We start from the raw sequence: 25,758 nt of genomic DNA on the forward strand, positions 1-25,758 counted from the left end.
AGTGGTTTCTTGGAAAAAAAAAGCCCCGCAGTTGCGGGGCTTTTCAAATATCTAATTGGACGTTTATTCAGCTTCGATGCTTACAAACTTACGGTTTTTAGGACCTTTTACTTCAAATTTCACTTTGCCTTCGGCAGTTGCGAAAAGAGTATGGTCTTTACCGATACCAACGTTAGAGCCAGCGTGGAATTTAGTGCCACGTTGACGAACAATAATGCTACCCGCTAATACAGACTCGCCACCGAAACGCTTAACACCTAGGCGTTTGCTTTCCGAATCGCGACCGTTACGAGTACTACCACCAGCCTTTTTATGTGCCATGAGTATTTTCCTCTAAATTAACCGTTAATGCCTGTAATGCGAACTTCAGTGAACCACTGACGGTGGCCCTGTTGCTTACGTGAATGCTTACGACGACGGAACTTAACGATTTTAACTTTATCGCCACGACCATGAGAAACAACTTCAGCTGTTACTTTGGTACCATCTACGTAAGGTGCGCCTACTTTAACGTCTTCGCCATTAGCAACTAGTAATACGTTATCAAATTCAACTGTGTTACCAGTTTCAACGTCTAGTTTCTCAAGGCGAAGTGTTTGACCTTCGGCCACACGGTGCTGTTTACCACCACTTAGGATAACCGCGTACATTTTTTTCAAACTCCGCTTACACCTAATATTTCAAGGTGTCTATAATTCTCAACAATGACGGCGGATTCTACGGAAAAAGATCTGTTCCCGCAAGGGGAATTTCAAAAAAGTTTAAAAATCACGCAAGGCCAAGAATTTTAAGCGGTGAAAGCTGCTTAAACAAAGGAAATGAGATACTATTACAGCATTAAATTATCACCATAATATTGCTGATTCATCGGCAACAACCTCTAATAAGAAATTATGCAATTGGATGCGATAAAAAAGCTGTCTGATCAAGACATGTCTGCGGTAAACGAGCTTATTTTTAAAGAACTCGAATCAGATGTGGCTCTTATAAACCAAATCTCTTTTTATATTGTAAATAGTGGCGGCAAAAGGATCCGACCTTTACTAACCGTATTGGCAGCGCGAGCTTTAGGTTATCAGCAAGATCAACACATCAAACTTGCGGCCATTATTGAATTCATTCATACCTCTACCCTCTTACATGATGATGTGGTTGATGAATCTGAGTTACGCCGGGGTAAAGACACAGCCAATGCGCGCTTTGGCAACGCAGCCAGTGTATTAGTTGGCGACTTCCTCTACTCACGCTCTTTCCAGTTAATGACCCAACTGCAAAACCTTAAAGTGATGGACATACTAGCAGATGCCACCAATGTTATTGCTGAAGGTGAAGTATTACAGCTGATTAACTGCAATGACCCTGATACCGATGAAGCACGTTACTTTGAAGTTATTTACTGCAAAACAGCCAAACTGTTTGAGGCGGCCACTCGCTTAGCGGCAGTAATAGGTGAACAAAGCGCTGAGATAGAACTTGCAATGCAAGACTACGGCAAATACCTAGGCACAGCATTTCAAATTATGGATGATGTATTGGATTATGTTGCAGACCAAGCTGAGATGGGTAAAAACGTAGGTGACGACCTAGCAGAAGGTAAACCAACCCTACCGCTTATCTACGCAATGGAACAAGCTGAGCCAGCCGATAAGGCGCTAATTAGCGAAGCCATTAAACAAGGTGGCTCACGCGACCAACTCGACGCGATATTAGCAATTTTAGACAAAACCAAGGCACTTGATTACTGCCGAGAGCGCGCAGCTGAAGAAGCACAAAAAGCGATTGACGCTTTAGCCTTGATTCCTAACAGTAACTACAAGCAAGCGCTAATGAGCCTAGCCAATATCGCAGCCGACCGTGCCGCTTAGCGAGTCTCAATAAATGGATACAAAAAAGGCTGCCTAAGGGCAGCCTTTTTATTAGCTCAACATTAATTAAGCAAAAGGATGGCGTAAAATAATAGTTTCTACACGATCTGGACCCGTTGAAATAATGTCAACCGGCACTTCTAATAGCTCTTCAATGCGCGCAATGTAGTTTAATGCTGCTTGTGGCAGTTGCTCGCGAGCTGTTACACCAAAGGTGTTCTCCGACCAACCAGGCATTGATTCATACACAGGCTCAGCCACTTCGTAACCTTCAGCAGCCATAGGCGGTACAGACAGGACATCGCCATTTGGCATTTTATAACCGGTACAAATCTTTAACTCTTCCAAGCCATCTAGCACATCCAGTTTGGTTAAACACAAACCTGACAGACTGTTAATTTGTACTGCGCGACGCATAGTTACTGCGTCTAACCAACCACAACGGCGTTTACGACCAGTGGTTGCACCAAACTCATGACCTTTCACACCTAAGTGTTGGCCGATGTCATCATCAAGCTCTGTTGGGAAAGGACCTGAACCCACACGCGTGGTGTAAGCCTTAGTAATGCCCAAAACATAATCTAAATGGCAAGGGCCAAAACCACTACCCGTAGCTACGCCACCCGCAGTTGTGTTTGATGAAGTAACAAACGGATAGGTACCGTGGTCAATGTCTAATAAAGTGCCTTGAGCACCTTCAAACATAATTGAGTCACCACGACGACGAGCCTTGTCTAGCAAGTCAGTAACGTCTGTTACCATAGCCGTAATTACTGGCGCCATCTTAGTCATTTGCTCAAGCACTTCTTCATAACTTACGCTTGGCGCGTCGTAGTAATGATTAAGTTGGAAGTTATGGTACTCCATCACTTCTTTTAGCTTGGTCGCAAATTGCTCCATGTCGAATAAATCGCCAACACGCAAACCACGACGAGCAACTTTATCTTCATAAGCTGGACCGATACCACGACCAGTAGTACCAATAGCGTTTTTACCACGCGCTTTTTCGCGCGCCATATCTAAGGCGACATGGTAAGGCAAAATTAGAGGACAAGCTTCACTGATCACCAAGCGTTCTTTTACAGGAACGCCGCGCTCTTCGAGCATAGCCATTTCTTTAAATAGCGCATCAGGTGCTAATACCACGCCATTACCAATTACACAGGTAACGTTATCGCGAAGTACACCAGATGGTATTAAGTGGAGGACAGTTTTTTCACCGTCAATAACTAAGGTATGACCAGCATTGTGACCGCCTTGATAGCGCACCACATAGCTTGATTTGTCGGTAAGTAAGTCTACGATCTTACCCTTGCCTTCGTCTCCCCATTGGGAGCCAAGGATCACTACGTTCTTTCCCATTGTCTTTTGTCGTCTCAGTTAAAAAGCGATTCTAGCAGAAATCGGACAGTCAAGGGGTGCATGTTATACCGATTTTATGTGCCAAGGTCAAAGATTAATCACATACAAGAGTATAATTGAAACACCCACTAAGCCGAGTCCAATTTGCCGAATATTACTCGCCGGCGCTTCCGATAATGTTTTTAGTAGCCGTTTCCAACGCTTAGGAAACAATAAAGGCCCTAGGCCTTCGATAAGGCACACTAGAGCTAATGCAAGTAATACAGAATCTGTCATAAAAAAGCCCAGCGTTAACTGGGCCCTCAGTATTATGGTTTCGCAGGTTCTTTCATATAACGGAAGAATTCGCTATCTGGTTCTAACACCATTACGTCTCCACCGTTATCGAAACTGGTGCGATAAGCCATTAAGCTGCGCCAGAACTTATAAAACTCTGGGTTCTTGGTATAAGCATCAGCGTAAATTTTAGCGGCTGTAGCATCACCTTCACCTCGCATTTCGCGACCACGCTTATCCGCATCGGCCAGTAGTACATTTACACGGCGATCAACATTAGCGCGAATAATCTCGGCTTGCTCTTGACCTTGCGAACGGTGCTCTTTAGCTACCGCTAAACGCTCTGCTCGCATCCGTTGGTAAATACTACTACTTACTTCATCAGGTAAGTTAATTTGCTTAATACGCACATCGGTAACTTCGATACCAATCTCAGAAGAGCGCGCCATACGTTTAAGCGCATCTTCCATTACTTGGCCACGTTCTCCAGAGACGATATCGCGAATAGTACGCGAACCTATTTCGCTACGAAGACCATTGTTTATTTTACGCGTTAACAAAGACTCGGCTTGAAGCACCGAACCACCTGTTGATAGGTAGAACTGTGAAAAATCAGCGATTCGCCATTTCACGTAAGAATCAATGATTAAATCTTTTTTCTCTGAGGTTACAAAACGGTCAGCGTTACCATCTAAAGTTTGAATACGTGCATCTAAAGTACGCACAGAATCAATGAATGGAACCTTGAACTGTAAACCCGGTGGGTAAACCTTGGTTGCGCCATCAGCAGTACGTTTTACTTTACCAAACTGAATAACAATACCGCGTTCACCTTCCTTCACTACAAATACCGACGAGTAACCCACTAACAAGGCTAAAATAATGCCAAATATAGCTAATTGTTTCATGGCTTAGTTTCTCCCCGAACTAGAGCGGTCACTGCTTCGAATCGACGAAGGGCGTGACGGAATCGAGCTAGCAGGCTCTGAACTTATAGTTGATGGTTTATTGCCCGAGCTAGATTTACGTTGAGTAGGCTGCTGGCCTTGCTCCATTAGCTTATCGATAGGCAAGTAAAGCAAATTACTGTTGTTTGATGCATCAATCAGGACTTTATTCGACTTAGCATAGATCTCTTCCATCGTTTCTAGGTACAAACGGTGGCGAGTTACGTCCGGTGCCGACTCATACTCTGGAAGTAACTGTTCGAAACGAGCCACTTCACCTTGTGCTCGCAATACAATCTGCTCTTGATAACCTTGGGCTTCTTGCTCAATACGCTGAACTCGACCACGTGCTCGTGGTTCAATTTCACGTTGATAAGCTTCAGCTTCACGAATGAAACGCTGCTCATCTTCTTGTGCAGAGATAGCATCATCAAAGGCATCTTTAACTTCTTCTGGCGGACGAGCCGGCAGGAAGTTCACGTCAACCACTTCAATACCTAAGTTATAAGGTTCGATGATTTTGTTTAATAAGGCTTCGGTTTCGCTACGCACAACTTCACGACCCGTGGTTAAAATATCATCCATGGTGGTGTGACCAATCACGTAACGCAAGGCACTGTCGGTAGCTTGTGCCAAACTATCATCCGGCGCAGTTACGCTAAACAGGTAAGCATGTGGACGAACCACTTTGTACTGCACATCCATTTCAACGCGTACTACGTTTTCGTCTTCAGTCAGCATAAAGCCCGATGCTGGTAAAGAGCGAATAGCCTCTACGTTCACTGGGATCACTTCTTGAACAAAGGTTGCTTTCCAGTTCAAACCAGAATCTACTAAACCTGATTCAGGATCGTACTTACCAAAGGTAAGAATTACGCCCTTTTCAGCTTCTTTAATGGTGTAGAAACCGCTCGCCACCCAAATAACAGCCAAGATGACCACTACGACAGCAATGCCAAAACCACTCACACCACCGCCGCTACCACCAGATGATGGCTTTTTACCACCACCCAAAATGCCACCAAACTTACGGCTTAGCTTAGTAATTACTTCATCCAAATCAGGTGGACCCTGATTACCATTCTTATTGTTATTGCCCCAAGGGTCACGATCACCGCCGCCACCTTTGTTGCCAGGCTCATTCCAGGCCATCTGTGTCTCCAGAAATTAAAGTTAATGCCTACTCACATTGAGCAATAAAACTTTCCAAACTATGGTCGAACTGTTTATCTAACCGTTGCCATGCAATAGCATCAAGTCGGATATCTACAACGATATTTCCTTCATCGTCTAAACGTTCACCTGCTACGCAGTCTAACTGATACAGACGACTACGCAAGCGCCCTTCACTAGGAGGCAAACGTAAAGTGTGGTTAACCATATCGCCGACTAAACGCTCGCTGATTGCCTTGTACAACAAAGGCAAACCTTCTCCCGTTAACGCCGACACCCACACTTTTTGGGGTAAACCATTTTCGTCACGTTCAATACGTGGACTCATATCGGGGTGTTGATCTACTTTGTTGTAGACCTGCAAGAAAGGGATCTCTCCTGCACCTATCTCTTCTAATACTACCTCAACCTGCTCAACGTTTTCAGCCATTCTTTCATCACTACAATCAATCACATGTAATAATAGCTGGGCTTCACGAGTTTCGGTTAGAGTTGCTTTAAAGGCAGCCACTAAGTCATGAGGGAGGTGGCGAATAAAGCCCACAGTATCGGCAAGTATCACCTTACCGACGTCCTCAATGTCAATTTTCCGTAGTGTTGGATCTAAGGTTGCAAACAACTGATCCGCAGCATAAACCTTCGATTCGGTGATGCGATTAAACAAGGTCGATTTGCCAGCGTTGGTATAACCGGCCAAAGAAACAGTAGGTAACTCGGCACGCTGCCTTGCTCTTCTGCCCTGCTCTCGTTGCTTACCCACCTTTTCTAAACGCTGTTGTATTTGTTTAATACGCGCACGTAGCAAGCGTCGATCGGTTTCTAACTGAGTTTCACCAGGGCCGCGTAAACCAATGCCGCCCTTTTGTCTTTCTAGGTGAGTCCAGCCGCGTATTAATCGGGTCGACATATGGCGCAATTGCGCTAGCTCAACTTGCAACTTACCTTCGTGGGTTCGCGCGCGTTGGGCAAAAATATCTAAAATGAGGGTGGTACGATCTAAAACCCGCGCCTCACAGAGCATTTCTAAGTTTCGCTCCTGTGCTGGCGATAAAGCGTGATTAAAAATAATCACATCCGCTTGGGCACTTTTCACTAATTCTGCGATTTCTTCTGCTTTTCCCGCACCTACAAAATACTTAGGGTGGGGAGAAACTCGGCTACCGGTGATGGTAGCCACCGCATTTACGCCTGCAGAGCTGACTAACATCTTCAGCTCTTCCAGGTCTTCTCGCTCATCTTCGTCACTAAAATTTACATGTACTAAGATGGCTTGTTCACCTGCTTCATAACGGTCAAACAAGCTATTTTACTCCTTGGCAATTACCAAGGCTGATAAGCCTTCGCAAATGCTATTCGTCGTTCTTCGAGTCGTCAGATACTGGGGTATGGTGTGGAACAGCGCGAGCTGGTACCACAGTAGAGATAGCATGTTTGTATACCATCTGGCTGACAGTGTTCTTCAACAAGATGACAAACTGATCAAATGATTCAACTTGGCCTTGCAACTTAATACCGTTTACTAAATAAATTGAAACGGGAATACGCTCACGTCGTAACGCATTCAAAAATGGGTCTTGTAATGATTGCCCCTTCGCCATGTTATTGTTCCTTTTTTCTTATTAATTAATTGGCATAGATCAAATTCGATTATATACCACTAACTTGGAGCCTTATAGCGACAATTTCAAGTATCACTTAGCGAATTAGTAATTATTTTGTTGTTTCTTGGATCACCACTCTGTAACCAAGTGAGATCTGACCAGCTTTTTAACCAATTCATTTGTTTTTTAGCCAGTTGCCGCGTAGCCACTACGCCGCGAAATACCATTTCATCATAATCCATCTCGCCACTTAGATATTGCCACATTTGGCGATACCCAACGCTCCGCATAGACGGCAAACTTAAATCTAGATCCCCCCTTTGCATCAGCGATTTGACCTCGGCTTCAAAGCCAAGTTCCAACATCATCTTAAATCGCACTTCTATTAGATGGTGCAGTTGGGCTTTTTCTTTCGGCGTTATAGCAAACTGATGGATTTTATAAGGTAAGGCCGCAAGCGGTTGATTATTAATCTCAGTCAGAGATTTACCGGTTAAACGATATACTTCAACCGCCCTCATCAAACGCTGATGATCGTTAACATTGATCCTTGCTGCGGAGGTGGGATCGTATTGGCTAAGTTCTTGATGCAAATTTTCCCAAGAACTATCTGCTGCTTGCTGCTGAATCTCATTGCGCAAGGCTGCATCAGCTTCCGGCAAATCAGCTATACCGTCCACTAAGGCTTTAAAATACAACATGGTGCCGCCCACCAACAGCGGGACATTACCACGCCCATGAATGGCATCAATTTGCTCTAGCACGTCGCGACGAAAATCGGCAGCTGAATACACTTCAGTAGGATCGCAAATATCAATTAGAGCGTGCGGGGCTTGCTGTTGTTCTTCGGCAGTTGGTTTAGCGGTGCCGATATCCATTCCACGATAGATTAATGCAGAATCAACACTCACCAATTCAGCGCCCATTTGCTGATGAAGCTGAATAGCTAAAGCGGTTTTACCTGAGGCTGTAGGCCCCATCAACGTAATAACAGGCAGGCTAGTTGTCATGATTAAAACTCTCGATGCTGGCACTTAAATCCACCGCTCGCCACAGATGCTTAGGCAGTTGACTCGGGTAGTGACTATGCAATTGTTGGCTTAACTCTATCGCCTGTTGCCAAGTGTGCTCTTTAGGTTTGCTTTGCAGCTTAATTAGCCCACTTAACAAGGCTTCGGCTTGCTGCCATTCTGAATCCGGAAGCTGACTCATCGCCGTTAATAAGCTTGGGACTAACTGAGCAAAGTCGGCCTTGCGTATCAACTTAGGCACTTGAGCTACAATAACTTGCTGTTTGTTAGTAATATTAAACACAAAGCCGATACGCCGCAGTGCTTCTTGTTGTTGGCTTAGTAAAAGATGCATTGGCTCATCTAAAGCAAGTTTTAACGGTAATAGCAAAGGAACGCTATCTAAGCCTTGCGGCCACTGTTGCATCGCTTGGCTATAGGCCAAGTGTTGCTGGCAAGCCCAAAGGTCTAGCAATATCAGCTTCTCGCCAATACACGCTAACAAATAGGCACTTTCAACCAAATGCAAAGGATATAGCGCAGCGGTTTGTGGCTTAGCATTCACAGCACTCACTTGGCTAGTAGAGTCTGCCCTCGTTGCTTCACCGGTAAAATTGGCCGAGCTGCTCAACCAGTGATGATTAGCTGATAATTCTGAAGACCGCGGCTTATCGGCTCGCTGCAAACTTGACTGATAGCTCTGGCGACCTTCGCTCACTCTCGGCATGGTAGAAACTGCGCTGGTGTAGCTATGAGCAACTTGCTCTAGTGGTGGAGCGAATATTTCATTTACCGGTTCATCTTGGCAAACCGGCAGTTCGCTAGTGTGATTATGGGCCGGTATTTTGCTTAAGGCTGATGCCAATACCTGTACGATGTAGTCATGCACTAAACGGGCTTGATGAAAGCGTACTTCATGCTTAGCCGGGTGTACATTCACATCTACTTGGTCTAATGGCAACTCCAGAAATAATACATAACTGGCATATTGTTCATCGGGTAAATAGGCTGCAAATGCTTGGCGAATAGCGTGTTGTAGCAACTTGTCGCGCATCATTCGACCATTCACATAAAAATACTGCTGGTCGTTTTGCGCACGTGCCACTTCCGGTAAACCTAACCAACCGTGTAAACGTAGTTGGTCATGCTGATTATCTAGATGCAAACAGTGGTTAGCAAAAGGGGCACCAAATACTGTGCTTACTCGCTTCAGCTGCTTATCCAAGTCTGTGGCTATGCGATACTGACGGATTAATTTGCCATTGTGTTTTAAACTCAGCGCCACATCAAAACGGCTCAAGGCTAAACGTTTCAACAGCTCATCAATGTGCGAAAATTCGGTTTTCTCAGTGCGTAAAAACTTGCGCCGTGCAGGCGTATTAAAAAACAAATCGAGCACTTCTACCGAACTGCCAATTGGATGGGCGCAGGGTTGCAAACTAACTTGCATGTCACGACCAGCAGCTTGAGCTTGCCAAGCTTGGTCTTGCTCAGCAGTACGAGAACTTAAACTTAGTCGAGAGACCGAGCTAATACTTGCCAATGCTTCACCGCGAAAACCCAAGGTGGCTATCGCACTTAAATCATCAAGGCTGTCAATTTTGCTGGTTGCATGACGACTAAGCGCCAAACCCAACTGGTCTTTAGCAATGCCGCTGCCGTTGTCGCGAATGAGTATACGTTTTGCGCCACCCTTATCAATTTCGATATCGATACGTGTTGCGCCGGCATCAAGGCAGTTTTCAATCAGCTCTTTAACTACCGAAGCAGGACGTTCTACCACTTCTCCGGCGGCAATTTGGTTAGCCAGCTGCGCTGGCAATATTTGAATAGGCATCGAATTAACTATTTGGGATGGTCAGAACTTGACCGATACGCAAGGTATTAGAAGTTAGTTTGTTGGCCTTTTTCAAACCCGCAACGCTGGTATTGTAACGAGCAGCCAACACCGATAAAGACTCGCCCTTTCTCACGGTATGCTTACGCACGCCATAGGTTTGCGCATACAAAGTGCCCGCCAAAGGCTTAGTGCGGTAATGGGCTTTAATGCCTTTCACTACCGCCTTGGCAATCTTTTCTTGGTGATTACCCGTTTTTAGTAACTTTTCTTCTTTGTGATTAGTAATAAAACCCGCTTCCACCAAAATAGAAGGAATGTCTGGCGACTTAAGCACTGCTAGGCTGGCATGCTCGGGACGTTTTTTATGTAGCGAAGTTACTTTGCCTAGTTCACCTAATACTTTTTTAGCTACTTCATAAGCGGTGTTCATTGAGTAGTCCATCTGCATATCAATCAAAGCGAAGTTAAGATGTGCGTCATTTTCTACACTGCCCATTACTTCACCAACACCGCCTAACAAATCAGATTCGGCTTCATGTTGTTCTAAATGGCGACCCACTTCACTTTTAGCCCGGCGAGTAGATACCACCCAAACAGAAGCGCCTTTTGGTTGAGAGGAGGTAAAACCATCAGCATGAATTGACACCAAAAAGTCGGCTTTGTTTTTGCGCGCTATTTGCGAGCGTTTATTTAGATTAACAAAGTAGTCACCTTCTCTAATCAACACGGCTTTTAAGCCGGGCTCTTGATTAATAAGGCGTTGCGCACGCTTAGCGATAGCCAGCGTGATATGTTTTTCGTAGGTTCTTTTGTTGCCGATGGCACCGGGATCTTCACCACCATGGCCGGCGTCGATAGCAATAATAATGTCACGGTTGCCCGCTAACTGTTGCTGGGTTTTAGCTTTAGAAATCTGCTGTTGTTGCTTTTTAATTTGTGCGCTACCGGCTTTGTCTGGCAAGTCTATCACCAAGCGATGGCCATAATTTCCGGTAGGTTTAAGGGCAAACACCGTAGGATTAACCGCTTGTGAAAGCTCTATAACCAAGCGGTAATCGCCTTTAGCCTTTGGGGTACTCGGACGGATTTTTTTGACCAAATCACCAGATAAAGGAACTTTACTCAAATCACTGAGCATTTTACTAGCGGAGAGGTCCAACACAAGGCGGTTAGGTTTACTTAAGTTGAAATGGCTAAACTGTGGCGCACCAGATAAATCCAATACAATACGAGTATTGTCTGGGCCGCTCCAAACACGCACCCCAGATACATCACTACTGGCCATTGCCAGCCCACAAAGCAAATACAATCCTAAGCCTATCCAGCGACTTAATCTAAAACTACCCTGCATGTTGACTCAACCACTCCACTACTTTTTGTCCTTGCTCGCTCAATGCTTTCACTTGAGCACTGCGCTGCTCACCTCGATAAGCTAGCTCAACCAACAAGTCTGCGGCTGGTAAAAAGCCCTGACCCTTTTCAGGCCATTCCACCAAACACAAACAATCGTCGGCAAAGTAATCGCGAATACCAATAAATTCTAGCTCTTCTGGGTCGGCCAAACGGTACAAATCAAAATGATTGACTCGCCACTCACCTAATTCATAAGGTTCAACCAAGGTGTAGGTTGGGCTTTTTACTTTACCAGTGTGGCCTTTACCTTGAATAAAACCGCGGGTTAAAGTGGTTTTCCCAGCGCCTAAATCACCTTCTAAATAAATAACTGATGCCTGCTGACAAGCTTTAGCTAATAATGCGCCTAAGGCTACCGTTTGTTCTGCGTCAGTTAACTCAATATGCCACGTTTTCATTACAAATTTGGATTCACTAGTTGTCTTATAAAAGGCATTAGATCTGAGGCCAGCATGCCTCTTTCTCCCTGTTCTGCAGCTTTATCTGCAGCCATACCATGAATACACACCCCAAGGCAGGCAATATCAAACAATGAGTGCTTGGCTGCAAATTGGGCGATTAAGCCGCCGATTATACCAGACAAAACATCTCCCATCCCGCCCGAAGCCATGCCGGGGTTACCTACAGTACAAATTTTCACTTGCCCTTGCGCGCCAGCTACAACGGTGCCGGCACCTTTTAATACACATACACCACCAAAACAGCGCTGTATGTTTTGAGCGGCAGCAATTCTATCACTTTCTACTTCTGCCACAGAGCAATTCAACAAACGCGCTGCCTCGCCTGGATGTGGGGTTAGTACCCATTGCTCATGCTGCATCGGTGCTTTAGCCAACAGGTTAAGTGCATCGGCATCTACTATGCAGGCTTTGTCCTCACTTAATACAGCTGAAAACAGCGCTTGCGCCCACTCATCTTGTCCCAATCCGGGACCTATCACCTTACAGCTAGCTTGGACTAAACTGCTGTATAGCTGCTGCAGAGAATGCTTAGCCACTGCTGTAACCATTAACTCTGGGCGCCCGCTGCTCACCACCAACTGATTTTGCGCCTGAGTAAATACATTAACCAAACCAGCACCAGTGCGTAAACAGGCTTCGGAAGCCATACGAATAGCACCGACCATTCCAGTATTACCGCCTACTAAAGTCACTCGGCCACAACTACCTTTATGAGCTGCTTTTGCCCTAGGCGCAAGCATCGAGCGTAACTGAGCATAATCTGCGCGGCTAACTTCGGTAGTATTTTGTTGCTCGAACAAGTCACTTAGCCCCAAACCGGCAAATAGCAACTTGCCAACATATTCAGGTGCTTGCCCGGTAAACAAACCTTGCTTGGCAGCGATAAAACAAATAGTAGCGCTAGCTTTTATCGCACTACCTAACAGCTTTCCGGTATCTGCAGATAAACCTGAAGGTAAATCTAAGGCAAGCACTGGCACGCCGCTTTGATTGACTTGCGCAAACAGCGCTTGCAATGGCGCTCGCACATCACTGTTTAAGCCAATGCCCAACACGCCATCAATAATCACATCACACGGCCAATCAAATTGTTTACTAAGATCAAGCTGTCCGCCCTCGGCTTGCCAGGCGGCTAAGGCTTGTTGTGCTTCACTAGGCATTCGGTCTAAATCACCTAAGGCAAGCACCTTTACCCGTTTACCAACTTGCTTGGCCAACCGCGCAACCACCAAGGCGTCTCCGCCGTTATTGCCACCGCCCGCTAATACCAAAATGCGCTTGGCATTGGGCCATTGGCACTGCATCAGTTTAAAGGCAGCCAAGCCCGCCTGTTCCATCAAAGAATACAAGCTAATACCTTGCTGCTCAGCCAGCACTGCTTCTTGGCGTTTCACTACTTCGGCGCGCCATAAACTCTGTGGTAAACTGTGCGAAAACAATCGGTGCTCTGGAGCCATGTCCCTACTATCCGAAATAGACCTAAAACAGCTGGTTCAACATATCAAGCTAACCGCTAAATCGCTAGGTTTTCAGCAGATCGGCATAACAGATGTGGATCTTAGTCAACATCATCAAGATGTTGAGCAATGGCTGGCAAAAAACTACCACGGAGAAATGGACTATTTAGCCCGTAATCTTGAGCTTCGCAAACATCCAGAGCAGCTGCATGAAGGCACTCAACGGATCATTTCGGTGCGCATGAATTACCTACCAGAGGACGCTAAGTTTGCCCAAAGCCTCAGCGCCATCGATCAGGCATATATTAGTCGTTATGCGCTGGGTCGTGACTACCATAAGCTAATGCGCAAGCGGCTAAACCAACTGGGAAAAGCGATTAATGATTACTGCCAACAGCAGCTAAATATGCGCCCATTTGTCGATTCTGCCCCGGTAATGGAGCGCCAACTGGCCACTAAAGCAGGCTTAGGTTGGACAGGTAAACACAGCTTAATCATCAACCAAGATGCTGGTTCGTGGTTTTTTTTAGGTGAGTTGTTTGTTGATTTACCCCTGCCCATAGACCAACCAGTAGACGAGCAATGTGGTGATTGTGTTGCCTGCATCACCATTTGTCCCACCCAAGCCATTGTTGAACCCTATCAAGTAGATGCGCGTCGCTGTATTTCTTATCTCACCATTGAATACGATGGGATCATTGAGGAAGAATTACGACCGCTAATGGGCAATCGCATCTACGGTTGCGACGATTGCCAGCTTACCTGCCCTTGGAATCGCTACGCCCAGCTAACTCAAGAAGCCGACTTTGCTGCCCGAGAACAACTAGATCAACCAACACTATTGGCGCTATTTGCCTGGACCGAAGAAGAGTTTTTAAAGAAAACTGAAGGCTCGCCAATTCGTCGGATCGGCTATCAACAGTGGCTACGCAATATCGCGATTGCCTTAGGCAACGCAGCCTATTCACAACAAGCTATTGACGAGCTAAGCGCCAAGCAAGGGCTTGAAGCCGTTGCCCAACACCACGTTAATTGGGCGATAGAGCAACAACAGAATAAAGCGGCAAAAGCTTCTCGCAAAACCGCACGTTTGATCCGTATTATAGAAAAAGGATTAACTCGTGATGCTTAATGCATCAGTAGAATAAGTTCTGTTACACTTTTTAAGAACAAATAAAATGGAAGCAGCTCATGCACTTACTTGGCGTTGATATTGGTGGCACCGGCATAAAGGCAGCCATCGTAGATTCTACCACTGGCGAGCTTATTAGCGAACGTCATCGTATAGCCACCCCACAGCCCGCCACGCCCAAAGCAGTAGCCCAAAGCTTAAAGCAGATGGTTGAGCATTTTGCTTGGCAAGGTCCTATTGGTTGCGGCTTTCCTGCAACGGTTCACCACGGGGTTGCCCAAACTGCCTCTAATATTGATAAAAGCTGGATTGGCACCAACGTTGAAGCCTTATTCGCCGAATATACCGACTGCCCGTGTTATGTAGTGAACGATGCCGATGCAGCCGGCATGGCCGAAATGGCCTTTGGCGCAGGTCACCAGCACCAAGGTGTGGTAGTGATTATTACCGTTGGCACCGGCTTAGGTAGCGCAGTGTTTGTAAATGGCGAATTGCTTCCCAACACCGAGTTTGGCCATATTATTTTAGAAGGACGAGTAGCCGAGCACTATGCCAGCGCCAGAGTGCGCGAAGCAGAAGAGCTAAGCTGGAAAAAATGGGGCAAGCGCTTCAACCTTTACCTACAGCGCCTCGAGTTTTTAATGTCGCCCGATTGCTTCATTATTGGCGGCGGTGCCAGTAAAAAATTCGAAAAGTACCAAGCGCAGCTCAAGCTAAAAGCTGAAGCTTTGCCTGCACAGGGCTTAAACCAAGCCGGCATTGTTGGCGCAGCCATGTACGCCCAACATCAAAGCTAATTAAGATTCGAGAATAGAGCCGCTTAAATAAGATTGGCGAAGCGGCTCGTCAAAATGCTCAATGCTATAACGAAGAAGCTCTCTGGGCAGTTCGCTAAGGTGCTGTTGCAAAAAGGCCTCTACAGCTGGCTTGTCTCGCTTAGCCAGCTCTCTGAGCATCCATCCCACCGCTTTGTGCATTAAGGGATGAGCATGGGTATGAAAGCGCTTTGCTAGCGTAATAGTTAAATCAACATCATTTTGGCGTATATAGTAAAAGCAACTTACCATAGCAATGCGTTGCTGCCACATACTACTGTTGCTAGCGAATTGCTCGAGCAGCTCCCAATCTTGATGCTGCCAGATATAAGGGCCAACAATTTTAGGCGCTGAGCAATCAACCAAATCCCAATTATTCACATACTTAATGTAGCGCTGGTAAAACGCTAACACCGCTTGTTGTTGCTGAAATGTTTTCGCTTTTTGATAATGCTGACACATGACTACCAAGGCAAAAAAGCGCTCCTCATGAAAGGCAGAGGAGATTAAGTCTGTAAGCTCCTCTAGAGGCAAAGGATAGGCTTTGGCAACTCTTCTAGTATTAGGCACACGAATACCTAAAAACTGATCACCTTCGCCATAACCACCTGGCAATGCTTGAAAAAACTTCGGTAAATAAGCAGCTTTTTCTGGCTCAGCATATTCGCGTAAAGCTTTTTGAACGAGTTCGACTTGATTCATCACCCACCCTTTATGCTCAATAAAATGCTTATGTTAAACACAAGCTTATACCAATCACACTAAGTAAGTGATCAGAAATAACGCAGGAAAAATACTCGAGAATAAGGCAGAAATTTTCGATAAGTAGTTATTCTACAATCAAAAATTCTAACGCAGTGATCGAGCATTTTAACCAGATAGATTGAACAGTTACTTAGTACGATTGGTATTAATCCACCAACAACGGCTTGAGTATTTAATTGACCATAAAACAACAGGCAAAAAAAAGCCCCGCATCAATGATGCAGGGCTTCAATTTGGAGCGGCACATCGGGTTCGAACCGATGACCTCAACCTTGGCAAGGTTGCGCTCTACCAACTGAGCTAGTGCCGCTTAAATCTTTATCACTATTTAATGTGTTGAGAGCTTAGCCAAAGGTTGCGCTACTCTTTATATCCACACTGAGCTAGTGCCGCTTAAATCTTTATCACTATTTAATGTGTTGAGAGCTTAGCCAAAGGTTGCGCTACTCTTTATATCCACACTGAGCTAGTGCTGCTCAACTTCAACTACTTGGTATTAGTTAAAGTTTTAAATTTGGAGCGGCACATCGGGTTCGAACCGATGACCTCAACCTTGGCAAGGTTGCGCTCTACCAACTGAGCTAGTGCCGCTTAATCTTTATCACTATTGAGCGCTGTGTTCTTCTACGCTGAGCTAGTGCAGTTCAACTTCAACTACTTGGTATTAGTTAAAGTTTTAATTTGGAGCGGCACATCGGGTTCGAACCGATGACCTCAACCTTGGCAAGGTTGCGCTCTACCAACTGAGCTAGTGCCGCTTAATCTTTATCACTATTTAGTGTGTTGAGAGCCTAACCAATGGTTGCGCTACTCTTTGTACCCACACTGAGCTAGTGCCGCTTAATCTTTATCACTATTTAGTGCGTTGAGAGCCTAACCAAAGGTTGCGCTACTCGTTGTACCCACACTGAGCTAGTGCCGCTTAATTTGCTAAATCAAAGTTAGGCCATGCCTTCACGTTGTTTAGGGCTGCGAATTATACGAGGAAATTTTGCCTTTGCAAGAGCTGTAAAAGAAAAAATTACAGCTCTTAAACTGTTTGTTTAGTTTTCGCCCAGTTTAAAGAAGGTTTTTTGATAATGCTGCATTTCAGCAATCGATTCGCGTATATCATCCAAAGCTAGATGAGTACCGCTTTTAGTAAAGCCATCTAAAATTTCTGGCTGCCAACGGCGAGCCAATTCTTTTACCGTGCTTACATCTATATTTCGGTAATGAAAGAACTGCTCAAGCTCAGGAAGGTACTGATGCATAAAGCGACGATCTTGACCAATGCTATTGCCACACATCGGAGATACGCCCTTAGGCACCCATTGCTTGATAAAATCGATAGTTTGCTGGGCAGCTTGCTTCTCATCAACACTGCTGGCACGAACTCTAGCAACCAAACCTGACCCTGTATGAGTGTTAGTACACCACTCATCCATGCCCGCTAAAACATCGTCAGATTGGTGAACAGCAATCACCGGCCCTTCTGCAAGAATATTTAACTGAGCGTCGGTAATAATCGTCGCGATCTCTAAAACGCGATCAGTCATGGGTTCGAGACCAGTCATCTCCATATCAACCCAAACTAAGTTCTGTTCACTAACAGTCATGTTGACCCTATTTATATTTCGGAAATATTTTCCGCAAATCTTTGATAAGCGGTATCATAGCGATTTATTACACTTACTTGAATAGCAGTTTTCGTGACAAAGAGAAAGAAACTGAGCCAAGGTCAGCTTCGCCGTGTGCGCAGCAACCAAGAAAAGCGCTTAAAAAAACAAGATAGCCACCAATGGTTAGATGACCAATTAGGTCCTCAACAAGAGGGAACTATCATTAGCCGCTTCGGCCAACATGCCGATGTGGAAGCTAACAATGGAGAAATATTCCGTTGTAATATGCGCCGTTCAGTAGGCTCTTTAGTCACTGGAGATGAAGTTGTTTGGCGAGCCGGTAACGAAGAACAATCGGGCATTCGAGGGGTTATTGAAGCCTGCCACGAGCGCCGCTCAGTACTAACTCGCCCTGATTTTTACGACGGTATCAAAGCCATTGCCGCCAACATCGACCAAGTAGTAATAGTTTCTGCAGTATTACCCGAATTCTCCACCAGCATTGTCGACCGCTACCTAGTTGCCGTTGAAGATGTAGATCTTGAACCCATTATCCTGCTGAACAAAGTTGACTTGCTTGATGCCGAGCAACGCCAAGCAATTGAAGAACAACTCAAAAATTACCAGCAGCTTGGCTATAAAGTTATTTACGCTAGCACTAAACAAGCTGAGGGGCTTGATGATTTAAGCCAACAATTAAGCAATAGAACCAGTATTTTTGTTGGCCAATCAGGCGTAGGCAAAAGCTCGCTGGTAAATAGTCTTCTGCCAGAGCAAAGCATCGATACCAAAGAAGTATCTGAAGTATCAGGCCTAGGCCAGCACACCACCACTACCGCTCGTTTATATCACTTAGTATGTGGTGGCCGCTTAATCGACTCCCCCGGAGTACGTGAATTTCAACTTTGGCACCTTGAAAAAGACCGAGTAGCTTGGGGCTTTATCGAATTTCGCCCTTGGTTAAATCAATGCCGTTTTCGTGATTGCAAGCACCAAGGAGACCCTGGTTGTGCGATGCAAGAAGCGATAGACTCAGGCAAAATTTTGCAACAGCGTTTCGACAGCTACCAGCGTATTCTCGAAACGATGGAAAATAACAAACCTTCTCGGGTTATTCCCGGAAAGAAATAATTAAACCAATAAACGACGAGAATGTAGCGTGTTAGACAAAATTAAAGTTGCCGCCCAGTACTGCTTCCCTCAACACGGTTTATCCCGTTTAGTGGGTAAGCTTGCTCAAGCTGAAGCAGGAAAGTTGAGTCATTGGATCATTAAAAAGTTCATAAATCATTATCAAGTAGACATGAATGACGCTGTTCACAGCGAAGCCAATGCTTACCCAAGCTTCAATGCGTTTTTTACTCGCCCGTTAAAGCCAGGCACCCGCCCTATTGTTGAAGGCGACAACAAGCTTGCTCACCCAGTGGATGGCGCAGTAAGCCAGCTTGGTCCCATTCAGCATGGTCAGTTAATACAAGCCAAAGGTCATGACTACAGCGCTCGCGAACTGCTCGGTGGGAATAAAGCCTTAGCAGAAGAATTTAGCGATGGCGACTTCGCTACCATCTATCTAGCCCCCAAAGACTACCATCGCATCCACATGCCTTGTAAAGGCAAACTGCGCAAAATGGTATACGTACCCGGGCAACTTTTCTCGGTTAACCCTCTCACTGCGGCCAACGTGCCCAACCTGTTTGCCCGCAATGAGCGCGTCGTGGCAATTTTTGATACCGAATTCGGCCCTATGGCCATGGTATTAGTAGGTGCAACCATTGTTGCTAGCATAGAAACCATTTGGTCCGGCACAGTAACGCCACCGGGTGGTAAACAAGTATTCACTTGGGATTATCAAGATCAGGAGATAAATCTTGATAAAGGTGCAGAGATGGGCCGATTTAAATTAGGCTCCACCGTAGTCATGCTATTTGCTAAAGATGCCATTGAGTTCGAACAGTCACTAGCGCCTACCGTGACCACAGTGATGGGTACACACTTTGCCAGCAAAGCGGAGTAATAACAGTGAGCCTTGGTAAATCTTTGCCAAGGCTCACTCGATTCTGCCTATTATTACGCTATTTCATATATTTAATATAAAATAACTAACAACGCTAAACGCAATAGTTCGGTCTTAACCATGGTTGTGTACCAATGAATTTATCGATTTTCTGTCGCACTTTCGCAATGGCACTGCTATTAATTTCTGCAGTGGCTCAAGCCAATGCGGGCGGAGAGTCTCACCTAAAAGGCTTAATTAACTCCCTCGATATCCAGCCAAATAACTTAAACACCCAACAGCAGCAGCTCATATACGAAGAATCTTTGGCGCTGTTAAAAGAAGGCAACAACTATCGCGAAAAAGCCAAATACTATCGTGATATCATCAATAACTTCTCTCGCTTGCGTAAAGATCAACAAGAAAAACTCAATCAATACCAAGCTCCAACTATCGAGAGCCTAACAGAGCTAAATTCAAACCAACTAAATGAACAACTCTCTGTATGGCAAGCTCGACTCAGCAATACAAACACCAACATCGATGAGTTAAAGCAACGCCAATACCGCATTGATTTAGACGTAAGCGAACACCATCAGCGCAGCGGTCCACTGCGTGAGCAACTAAACTCGGTGCGTGCCAAGCTAGCGCAACTTGAATTTGGTGTGCTCAATGAAGTTGAAGAAGCCGAGCGAGTTCGCGCCCAAGTCAATGAAGCCAGCTTAACCGCTCAATTGGCGATGCTAGAGCTAGCGGCGCAGAGTGCTAACCACCGTAACGAATTACTACAGCTAGAATTAAGCTTGCTGCAACGCACACAGTTGGCAGAAAAACGTATTCTAGAAAATATCAAGCATCGTTTATCAATAGAACACCGTGTCGAAGCGCAACGCTTGTCAGATCAGCTAGAGTTTTCCGCTCCAGAATTACTCGACAACCCAATAGTGAAAGAATTGGTCGAGCAAAATCAATTTCTACAAACCGAACTATCTGAACTGTTCGAGCAAAGTGAAGAAATTGCCGACTTACAGCAGCAGGTAAATGACGAGCTTGAGCACATCAAACTCACCTTTGCTAATTTTAAAGAACAAGTGTCTTGGTTAAAAGTCACACGCTCATACGGAGAGTACCTTCGAGAACAAATTACGAGTTTGCCAAAACCCAAAACCGTTGCCCCCATAGAGCAGAAAATTATTGAAGTGCGGATCAGCAAACACCGTCATCAAAACCTGCTTTATACCCAACGTAATCAAACCAAACAAAAAACTCAGCGAGAGTTCACCGCCAGTTTAAATCAAGAACAAGCCAAAATATTTAACAAGCATTTAAAGCTTAACCAGCAACTTTCAGAGAAATACTTATTGGAGCTAGACGCTAGACTGTTCGAGTTAGCTCGCCTCAAGCTGGATTACTCAAAGCTAAATAGTCAACTTAACACCATTAACAAAGAAGCTAACCAAGAGTTATTTTGGACCGCCGATGTGAAAGCCATCGACTTTAGCTTTTTTAGTGATATACGCCATTCTTTGATATGGCTATTTAACACCCAACAGTTAGATCAACTTACCAGCGCAATTGCTAATATGTCAGGATTCTGGCTATTCTGGCTATTTTTAGTCGCGGCAAGTGTTGCTTATGTTTACTACTTGAAAAAGCATTGGCTAAAAGGTTACTTGCAACGTATCGATTCAAAAACCGGCAACATTACCCGTGATAAATTTAGTTATACTTTGGCCAATTTAGTACTTAGCGCTGCATTTGCTACACCTTTAGCGCTATTTATCGGTAGTGCTGGTTATGCTTTGATTTACGAGTGGGAATACCCTTTTGCGCGTGATGTTGGTAGCGCACTGGTTAGCGTGGCTATGGTATTGTGGCTATTCCATTTGTTACAGCAATTCTGCCAAAAAAATGGACTACTAAACACCCATTTTAAGTGGCCGCTAGTAAATGTAGAACAAGCAATCATACTAATTCGACGTATTGTTTACATCACTTTACCTTTACTATTTCTTCTAAAACTCTGTATTTTACAAACCAGTCAGCCTGCCTACAGTGGTTTAGCGCGTTTAGCTTTTATTGTATTGTTGCTATGGGTAGCTTACGGCTTTCACAACATTTATCGTATCGAGCTACCAGTTAACTACCACATAGACATTTTTAAAGCACCTCAGTTAGCCCGAAAGCTCATTTGGGGAGCAGCAATTAGCATCCCATTAATGGCAGCACTCGCCTCTGCAGCGGGCTTTTTTGCCACCGCATTTACCGTTTATTGGCAAGTGGTACTTAGTTTTATCATTGCCGCACTATTCCTACTGGGTTATTTACTGATTCATCGGTGGATGTTGTTACAACGCCGTCGAATAGCCTTCGACCGCGCCAAAGTGCGCCGTGCTGAAATGATAGCTCAACGTCAATCAGAAGAGGACGACCCTTCTAGTTCGAGTGAAGGAGTGATTGACGCCATTGAAGAGCCCGTGATCGACTTAGATACCATTAGCGCTCAATCTTTAGGTTTATTGCGAGCAGCACTAGTATTATCTTTAGTGTTAGTTTTATTGTTTATTTGGTCAGAAATGACCAGCGCGTTCTCATTCCTAGACAACGTTACATTATGGGAAAGCAGTTCTAGCCGTGCTGGCGTAGCTACAGTTGATGCCATTACGCTACGCTCCCTGGGATCAGCACTGTTGGTCATCTTTTTTGCGGTAGTACTTGTTCGTAATTTACCCGGCTTGTTGGAGCTAATGGTATTACAGCATTTGTCGCTAAACCCAGGCACTGGTTTTGCCATCACCACGATGATCAATTACATGGTAATACTGTTTAGTATTTTTAGTGGCTTTGGTTTATTGGGCATCGAGTGGTCAAAACTTCAGTGGTTAGTAGCTGCACTCACCGTAGGTTTAGGTTTTGGTCTGCAAGAGATTTTTGCTAACTTTATTTCCGGCTTAATTATTCTGTTTGAAAAACCGATTCGAATCGGCGATACCGTGACTATTCGCGAGCTCACCGGCACAATTTCTAACATCGAAACCCGCGCAACTACTATTGTAGACTGGGACCGTAAAGAAATAATCGTACCTAATAAAGCCTTTATTACTGAACAGTTTATTAACTGGTCGCTCACCGATCCCATCACCCGAGTGGTGCTAATGGTGCAAGTTAAACAAAATTCAGATAACCAATTAGTTCACAAACTACTACAAGAAGCCGTAGATGCAAACAGCTTGGTACTAGCCAATCCAGCACCAGAAATCTATTTTACCGAATACACTAATAACGGCATGAAATTTGAAATGCGTATCCATGTAAGTGAAATGCGCTACCGCTTACCAATGACCCATGAACTGTACACTTTGATCAACGACAAGTTTAAGGCGAATAACATAGAGATTGCCTACCCACAATTAGATATATCTCTCAATACCTAAGTATGATTTTGCTATCTTAAGGCTATAAAAAACCACTATTTCAATTAATTAGCCTAGAGACCTCGATCATGGCCTTGCAAAAACATTTCAAGCTTCTGGTTTGTTTTATTGTTCCCCTGTTAATATTGGCACTCCCCACTAGCTTAATTCCTCTACCAGAATTAACCGTGGTGCAACACCGTATTATTGCCATTTTTGTTTTGGCGGCATTGTTATGGATTTTTGAACCCGTGCCAGTATTTGCCACCTCCTTGTTAATTATCACTCTAGAACTGGTTTTTATCTCCAATCAAGGGATAAGTGCTCTCATGACGGATAGTGGTGCGGCGCCAATGGGCGAGTTAATCCCTTATACCAGTATTTTTAACGCCTTTTCTTCGCCAATTATTATTCTATTTATGGGTGGGTTTGCTCTGGCTATTGGCGCCTCTAAGTTTGAGCTAGACAACAACTTAGCCCGCGTACTCCTTAGGCCATTTGGCAAGCGCATTCCAATGATCATGCTCGGCATTATGCTAATTACTGCCGTGTTCAGTATGTTTATGAGTAACACCGCCACCACAGTAATGATGCTAGCCATAGTTGGCCCGTTAATCGCTGCAGCTCCACGTAACGATTTAGGGATGAAAGGGCTTATTTTAGCCATTCCTGTTGCTGCCAATACTGGCGGAATAGGCACCCCGATTGGGACGCCACCAAATGCCATTGCCCTTCAATATATTCCCGAAGGGCAAATCACCTTTGCGTCTTGGATGGCCTTTGGCATTCCCTTTGTTATCATTCAGCTGGCCATTGCATGGTTTTTATTGTGCAAGCTCTACCCCTCAAAAACCGGTGTATTAGAACTAAATTTGAAAGGTCATTTTCAACAAAGCACTCGCGCTTACATTGTGTATGCCACTTTTGCGCTCACCATCTTACTGTGGCTAAGCACCGCCTGGCACGGCATGAACAGTTACGTAGTGGCTATTATTCCTTTAGCGGTGTTTACCTTAACCGGAGTCATTGGCAAAGACGATCTCAAGCTATTTAACTGGGATGTACTATGGTTAGTGGCCGGTGGTATCGCCATGGGCATGGCATTAGAAAAAAGTGGCTTAGCCGCCAAAATAGCTACATCTATCGATTTTGCTAGCCTGCCCACGTTAGCGGTCATTGTGGTGCTATCGATTATTTGTGTGGTGATGGCGAACTTTATGTCGAACACTGCCACCGCCAACTTAATTATGCCCATTGCGGCGGCAGTTGCCACCAGCTTGCATGGTTTGGATGGTGACGGCGGCATCACTACTCTGCTGATTATTGTTGCCCTGTCGGCTTCCTTAGGCATGATGTTACCCGTTAGCACCCCGCCCAACGCCTTGGCTTACTCAACCGGCTTTATCGAAACCAAAGACTTAATAAAAGTAGGCGGGATTATTGGCTGCACCGGCTTGGCACTGCTGTATATCGCGATGATGGTGATCCTATAAAACCAAAAACAAATGGGAGCGCAACTCCCGTTTGTTTATTTACGCTCTGTCTACGCTAAAACTTTGCACCGCTTGAATGTTAGGTGTGCCTAACGCCAACATCAACAGGCGGTCGATGCCTAGAGCAACGCCTGCACAAGCGGGGAGGCCTGCCGCTAAAGCAGCTAAAAAATGCTGATCCACTTGCGCAGCAGCCAAGCCCATATTTTCCCGAACCTGCTGGTCTTTAGCAAAACGCGCAGCTTGCTCCTTAGCGTCGGTGAGTTCATGAAAGCCATTGGCTAACTCTACGCCTTTAAAATATAACTCAAAGCGTTCTGCCACTTGCGGATCTTTTGCTGAAATTTTAGCTAGTGCGGCTTGTGATGCTGGAAAGTGATAAACAAAACAAGGGCGCAACTGGCCAATTTTAGGCTCAACGCCCAAGCTAAATAACAGCTGTAAAATAGTGTCTCGATCAGGCTCATTCGCCACCAAGTCTTCAACTGATAGGCGTTTAGCTACTGCAACAAACTCAGCGTGGCTAGCATTAAGAGGATTGATGCCAAGGTGTCGCTCAAAGGCTTCAACATAGCTTAAACGCTCTGCCTTATCACAAGCCAATACCTCGGTGATTAACTCATCCATTTCATCCATTAAGGCAAAATGGTCAAAGCCAATACGGTACCACTCCAACATAGTGAACTCTGGGTTATGAACACGCCCAGCCTCTTCATTACGAAAAGCCTTAGCCAGCTGATAAATGCAGCCACTACCAGCAGCTAACAAACGCTTCATGTGAAACTCGGGCGAGGTTTGTAAATACAAAGGCATGGTTTTGGGTGCTGCTGGCCCCGACAAGGTTGTACTAAAGCTATGCAAGTGTACGTCACTCACGCAGGCTTGGCTTAAACAAGGTGTGTCGACTTCCATCACCTCACGTTTGGCAAAAAAACATCTGATTTTGTTAATGATTTTTGCTCTTTGCTGAAGTGATTGAATACTTGCAGAGGGTTGCCAAAGTGTTTCAGACATGCAAATTTTTTCCTGCATTGAGTTAGAAATTGTCGCGGGGTTTTATACCACTTTGCTAACAAAAGCGGGAGTTATATCTCAAAAGCTAAATTATCTCAGCAGCTTGCACAAAGTAGCGTCAATATTT

General features: G+C 45.0%; 23 protein-coding genes and 3 tRNA genes. 7 read left to right on the plus strand and 19 right to left on the minus strand.

Annotation, left to right across the window (positions count from 1 at the left end):
* Positions 1 to 63: 63 nt before the first annotated feature.
* Both rpmA and rplU read right to left on the minus strand, forming a co-directional pair.
* A complete protein-coding gene (rpmA, locus tag K5L93_RS07080) occupies positions 64 to 321 on the minus strand; it encodes a 50S ribosomal protein L27 (protein WP_016403741.1) in 258 nt (85 codons plus the stop codon).
* A 17-nt stretch (positions 322 to 338) separates the two neighbouring features.
* Complete coding sequence (gene rplU, locus K5L93_RS07085) at positions 339 to 650, minus strand: 50S ribosomal protein L21 (protein ID WP_016403742.1); 312 nt, start codon at positions 648 to 650, stop codon at positions 339 to 341.
* A gap of 243 nt (positions 651 to 893) precedes the next feature.
* On the opposite strand from rplU, the gene ispB reads away from it, so the two are divergent.
* The gene (gene ispB / locus K5L93_RS07090; RefSeq protein WP_220719085.1) at positions 894 to 1,865 is read left to right on the plus strand and encodes an octaprenyl diphosphate synthase; all 972 of its coding nucleotides are present in this window, start codon (positions 894 to 896) and stop codon (positions 1,863 to 1,865) included.
* 66 nt (positions 1,866 to 1,931) lie between these two features.
* On the opposite strand, the gene K5L93_RS07095 is transcribed toward ispB, so the two are convergent.
* The 11 genes from K5L93_RS07095 to K5L93_RS07145 all read right to left on the minus strand — a co-directional run bounded on the left by K5L93_RS07095 (position 1,932) and on the right by K5L93_RS07145 (position 13,405).
* Entirely contained in the window at positions 1,932 to 3,227 is a 1,296-nt protein-coding gene (locus tag K5L93_RS07095; protein ID WP_040307643.1) for an adenylosuccinate synthase, read from the minus strand.
* 87 nt (positions 3,228 to 3,314) lie between these two features.
* Positions 3,315 to 3,503, minus strand: a complete 189-nt coding sequence (locus tag K5L93_RS20275; RefSeq protein ID WP_084682022.1) for a DUF2065 domain-containing protein — start codon at positions 3,501 to 3,503, stop codon at positions 3,315 to 3,317.
* A 32-nt stretch (positions 3,504 to 3,535) separates the two neighbouring features.
* The gene (hflC, locus tag K5L93_RS07105) at positions 3,536 to 4,411 is read right to left on the minus strand and encodes a protease modulator HflC (RefSeq protein WP_220719086.1); all 876 of its coding nucleotides are present in this window, start codon (positions 4,409 to 4,411) and stop codon (positions 3,536 to 3,538) included.
* Positions 4,412 to 4,414: 3 nt separating this feature from the next.
* On the minus strand, positions 4,415 to 5,602 hold the full coding sequence (gene hflK, locus K5L93_RS07110) for an FtsH protease activity modulator HflK (RefSeq protein WP_220719087.1): 1,188 nt from the start codon (positions 5,600 to 5,602) through the stop codon (positions 4,415 to 4,417).
* A gap of 28 nt (positions 5,603 to 5,630) precedes the next feature.
* Positions 5,631 to 6,923, minus strand: coding sequence for a ribosome rescue GTPase HflX (gene hflX, locus K5L93_RS07115; protein ID WP_220719088.1), 1,293 nt, complete (start codon positions 6,921 to 6,923; stop codon positions 5,631 to 5,633).
* A gap of 49 nt (positions 6,924 to 6,972) precedes the next feature.
* Positions 6,973 to 7,221: an RNA chaperone Hfq gene (gene hfq, locus K5L93_RS07120; protein WP_016403748.1), complete on the minus strand. Its 249-nt coding sequence runs from the start codon at positions 7,219 to 7,221 to the stop codon at positions 6,973 to 6,975.
* Between the two features lie 86 nt (positions 7,222 to 7,307).
* Positions 7,308 to 8,234 carry a tRNA (adenosine(37)-N6)-dimethylallyltransferase MiaA gene (gene miaA / locus K5L93_RS07125; protein ID WP_220719089.1) on the minus strand — a complete coding sequence of 309 codons (927 nt, stop codon included), beginning with the start codon at positions 8,232 to 8,234 and terminating at the stop codon, positions 7,308 to 7,310.
* Complete coding sequence (gene mutL, locus K5L93_RS07130; RefSeq protein ID WP_220719090.1) at positions 8,224 to 10,071, minus strand: DNA mismatch repair endonuclease MutL; 1,848 nt, start codon at positions 10,069 to 10,071, stop codon at positions 8,224 to 8,226. The genes miaA and mutL overlap by 11 nt, the downstream gene beginning before the upstream one ends.
* 4 nt (positions 10,072 to 10,075) lie before the next feature.
* Positions 10,076 to 11,425: an N-acetylmuramoyl-L-alanine amidase gene (locus K5L93_RS07135; RefSeq protein WP_220719091.1), complete on the minus strand. Its 1,350-nt coding sequence runs from the start codon at positions 11,423 to 11,425 to the stop codon at positions 10,076 to 10,078.
* Positions 11,415 to 11,885, minus strand: coding sequence for a tRNA (adenosine(37)-N6)-threonylcarbamoyltransferase complex ATPase subunit type 1 TsaE (gene tsaE / locus K5L93_RS07140; protein WP_220719092.1), 471 nt, complete (start codon positions 11,883 to 11,885; stop codon positions 11,415 to 11,417). The genes K5L93_RS07135 and tsaE overlap by 11 nt, the downstream gene beginning before the upstream one ends.
* Complete coding sequence (locus tag K5L93_RS07145; RefSeq protein WP_220719093.1) at positions 11,885 to 13,405, minus strand: NAD(P)H-hydrate dehydratase; 1,521 nt, start codon at positions 13,403 to 13,405, stop codon at positions 11,885 to 11,887. Before K5L93_RS07145 ends, tsaE begins: the two co-directional genes overlap by 1 nt.
* Between K5L93_RS07145 and queG the strand changes: the two genes are divergently transcribed.
* Together queG and ppgK are read left to right on the plus strand one after the other, a co-directional pair.
* Complete coding sequence (gene queG / locus K5L93_RS07150) at positions 13,404 to 14,537, plus strand: tRNA epoxyqueuosine(34) reductase QueG (protein ID WP_220719094.1); 1,134 nt, start codon at positions 13,404 to 13,406, stop codon at positions 14,535 to 14,537. The two genes, K5L93_RS07145 and queG, sit on opposite strands and share 2 nt — an antisense overlap.
* 59 nt (positions 14,538 to 14,596) lie before the next feature.
* Positions 14,597 to 15,334 carry a polyphosphate--glucose phosphotransferase gene (gene ppgK, locus K5L93_RS07155; protein ID WP_220719095.1) on the plus strand — a complete coding sequence of 246 codons (738 nt, stop codon included), beginning with the start codon at positions 14,597 to 14,599 and terminating at the stop codon, positions 15,332 to 15,334.
* Here ppgK and K5L93_RS07160 read toward each other — a convergent pair whose 3' ends face one another.
* The 5 genes from K5L93_RS07160 to orn all read right to left on the minus strand — a co-directional run bounded on the left by K5L93_RS07160 (position 15,335) and on the right by orn (position 17,715).
* Positions 15,335 to 16,054 (minus strand): DNA alkylation repair protein, encoded by a 720-nt coding sequence (locus K5L93_RS07160; protein ID WP_220719096.1) that lies wholly within the window; start codon positions 16,052 to 16,054, stop codon positions 15,335 to 15,337.
* A 297-nt stretch (positions 16,055 to 16,351) separates the two neighbouring features.
* Positions 16,352 to 16,427, minus strand: a tRNA-Gly gene (locus K5L93_RS07165).
* A gap of 205 nt (positions 16,428 to 16,632) precedes the next feature.
* Positions 16,633 to 16,708 (minus strand) — tRNA-Gly (locus K5L93_RS07170).
* Between the two features lie 91 nt (positions 16,709 to 16,799).
* Positions 16,800 to 16,875: transfer RNA gene (locus K5L93_RS07175), tRNA-Gly, on the minus strand.
* Between the two features lie 285 nt (positions 16,876 to 17,160).
* Positions 17,161 to 17,715: an oligoribonuclease gene (orn, locus tag K5L93_RS07180; protein ID WP_220719097.1), complete on the minus strand. Its 555-nt coding sequence runs from the start codon at positions 17,713 to 17,715 to the stop codon at positions 17,161 to 17,163.
* Between the two features lie 93 nt (positions 17,716 to 17,808).
* On the opposite strand from orn, the gene rsgA reads away from it, so the two are divergent.
* From rsgA to K5L93_RS07200, 4 genes are all read left to right on the plus strand, one after another.
* Positions 17,809 to 18,849, plus strand: a complete 1,041-nt coding sequence (rsgA, locus tag K5L93_RS07185) for a small ribosomal subunit biogenesis GTPase RsgA (protein WP_220719098.1) — start codon at positions 17,809 to 17,811, stop codon at positions 18,847 to 18,849.
* Between the two features lie 28 nt (positions 18,850 to 18,877).
* Positions 18,878 to 19,732, plus strand: a complete 855-nt coding sequence (gene asd, locus K5L93_RS07190) for an archaetidylserine decarboxylase (RefSeq protein WP_220719099.1) — start codon at positions 18,878 to 18,880, stop codon at positions 19,730 to 19,732.
* 134 nt (positions 19,733 to 19,866) lie between these two features.
* Positions 19,867 to 23,145, plus strand: a complete 3,279-nt coding sequence (gene mscM / locus K5L93_RS07195; RefSeq protein WP_220719100.1) for a miniconductance mechanosensitive channel MscM — start codon at positions 19,867 to 19,869, stop codon at positions 23,143 to 23,145.
* A gap of 68 nt (positions 23,146 to 23,213) precedes the next feature.
* Positions 23,214 to 24,617 carry an SLC13 family permease gene (locus K5L93_RS07200; protein ID WP_220719101.1) on the plus strand — a complete coding sequence of 468 codons (1,404 nt, stop codon included), beginning with the start codon at positions 23,214 to 23,216 and terminating at the stop codon, positions 24,615 to 24,617.
* Between the two features lie 39 nt (positions 24,618 to 24,656).
* Here K5L93_RS07200 and epmA read toward each other — a convergent pair whose 3' ends face one another.
* Positions 24,657 to 25,631 carry an elongation factor P--(R)-beta-lysine ligase gene (epmA, locus tag K5L93_RS07205; RefSeq protein ID WP_220719102.1) on the minus strand — a complete coding sequence of 325 codons (975 nt, stop codon included), beginning with the start codon at positions 25,629 to 25,631 and terminating at the stop codon, positions 24,657 to 24,659.
* Positions 25,632 to 25,758 lie beyond the last annotated feature (127 nt).

The sequence above is a fragment of the Agarivorans litoreus genome (assembly GCF_019649015.1).
GTDB lineage: Bacteria > Pseudomonadota > Gammaproteobacteria > Enterobacterales > Celerinatantimonadaceae > Agarivorans > Agarivorans litoreus.

Bases quoted from the DNA above. Each gene is read 5' to 3' on its own strand.
- K5L93_RS07135 (WP_220719091.1), bottom strand. From the start codon at position 11,425: ATGCAGGGTAGTTTTAGATTAAGTCGCTGGATAGGCTTAGGATTGTAT.
- epmA (WP_220719102.1), bottom strand. From the start codon at position 25,631: ATGTCTGAAACACTTTGGCAACCCTCTGCAAGTATTCAATCACTTCAG.
- rplU (WP_016403742.1), bottom strand. From the start codon at position 650: ATGTACGCGGTTATCCTAAGTGGTGGTAAACAGCACCGTGTGGCCGAA.
- rpmA (WP_016403741.1), bottom strand. From the start codon at position 321: ATGGCACATAAAAAGGCTGGTGGTAGTACTCGTAACGGTCGCGATTCG.
- hflK (WP_220719087.1), bottom strand. From the start codon at position 5,602: ATGGCCTGGAATGAGCCTGGCAACAAAGGTGGCGGCGGTGATCGTGAC.
- hfq (WP_016403748.1), bottom strand. From the start codon at position 7,221: ATGGCGAAGGGGCAATCATTACAAGACCCATTTTTGAATGCGTTACGA.
- K5L93_RS07200 (WP_220719101.1), top strand. From the start codon at position 23,214: ATGGCCTTGCAAAAACATTTCAAGCTTCTGGTTTGTTTTATTGTTCCC.
- mutL (WP_220719090.1), bottom strand. From the start codon at position 10,071: ATGCCTATTCAAATATTGCCAGCGCAGCTGGCTAACCAAATTGCCGCC.
- K5L93_RS07160 (WP_220719096.1), bottom strand. From the start codon at position 16,054: ATGAATCAAGTCGAACTCGTTCAAAAAGCTTTACGCGAATATGCTGAG.
- K5L93_RS20275 (WP_084682022.1), bottom strand. From the start codon at position 3,503: ATGACAGATTCTGTATTACTTGCATTAGCTCTAGTGTGCCTTATCGAA.
- hflC (WP_220719086.1), bottom strand. From the start codon at position 4,411: ATGAAACAATTAGCTATATTTGGCATTATTTTAGCCTTGTTAGTGGGT.
- orn (WP_220719097.1), bottom strand. From the start codon at position 17,715: ATGACTGTTAGTGAACAGAACTTAGTTTGGGTTGATATGGAGATGACT.
- ispB (WP_220719085.1), top strand. From the start codon at position 894: ATGCAATTGGATGCGATAAAAAAGCTGTCTGATCAAGACATGTCTGCG.
- ppgK (WP_220719095.1), top strand. From the start codon at position 14,597: ATGCACTTACTTGGCGTTGATATTGGTGGCACCGGCATAAAGGCAGCC.
- miaA (WP_220719089.1), bottom strand. From the start codon at position 8,234: ATGACAACTAGCCTGCCTGTTATTACGTTGATGGGGCCTACAGCCTCA.
- mscM (WP_220719100.1), top strand. From the start codon at position 19,867: ATGAATTTATCGATTTTCTGTCGCACTTTCGCAATGGCACTGCTATTA.
- K5L93_RS07145 (WP_220719093.1), bottom strand. From the start codon at position 13,405: ATGGCTCCAGAGCACCGATTGTTTTCGCACAGTTTACCACAGAGTTTA.
- queG (WP_220719094.1), top strand. From the start codon at position 13,404: ATGTCCCTACTATCCGAAATAGACCTAAAACAGCTGGTTCAACATATC.
- tsaE (WP_220719092.1), bottom strand. From the start codon at position 11,885: ATGAAAACGTGGCATATTGAGTTAACTGACGCAGAACAAACGGTAGCC.
- K5L93_RS07095 (WP_040307643.1), bottom strand. From the start codon at position 3,227: ATGGGAAAGAACGTAGTGATCCTTGGCTCCCAATGGGGAGACGAAGGC.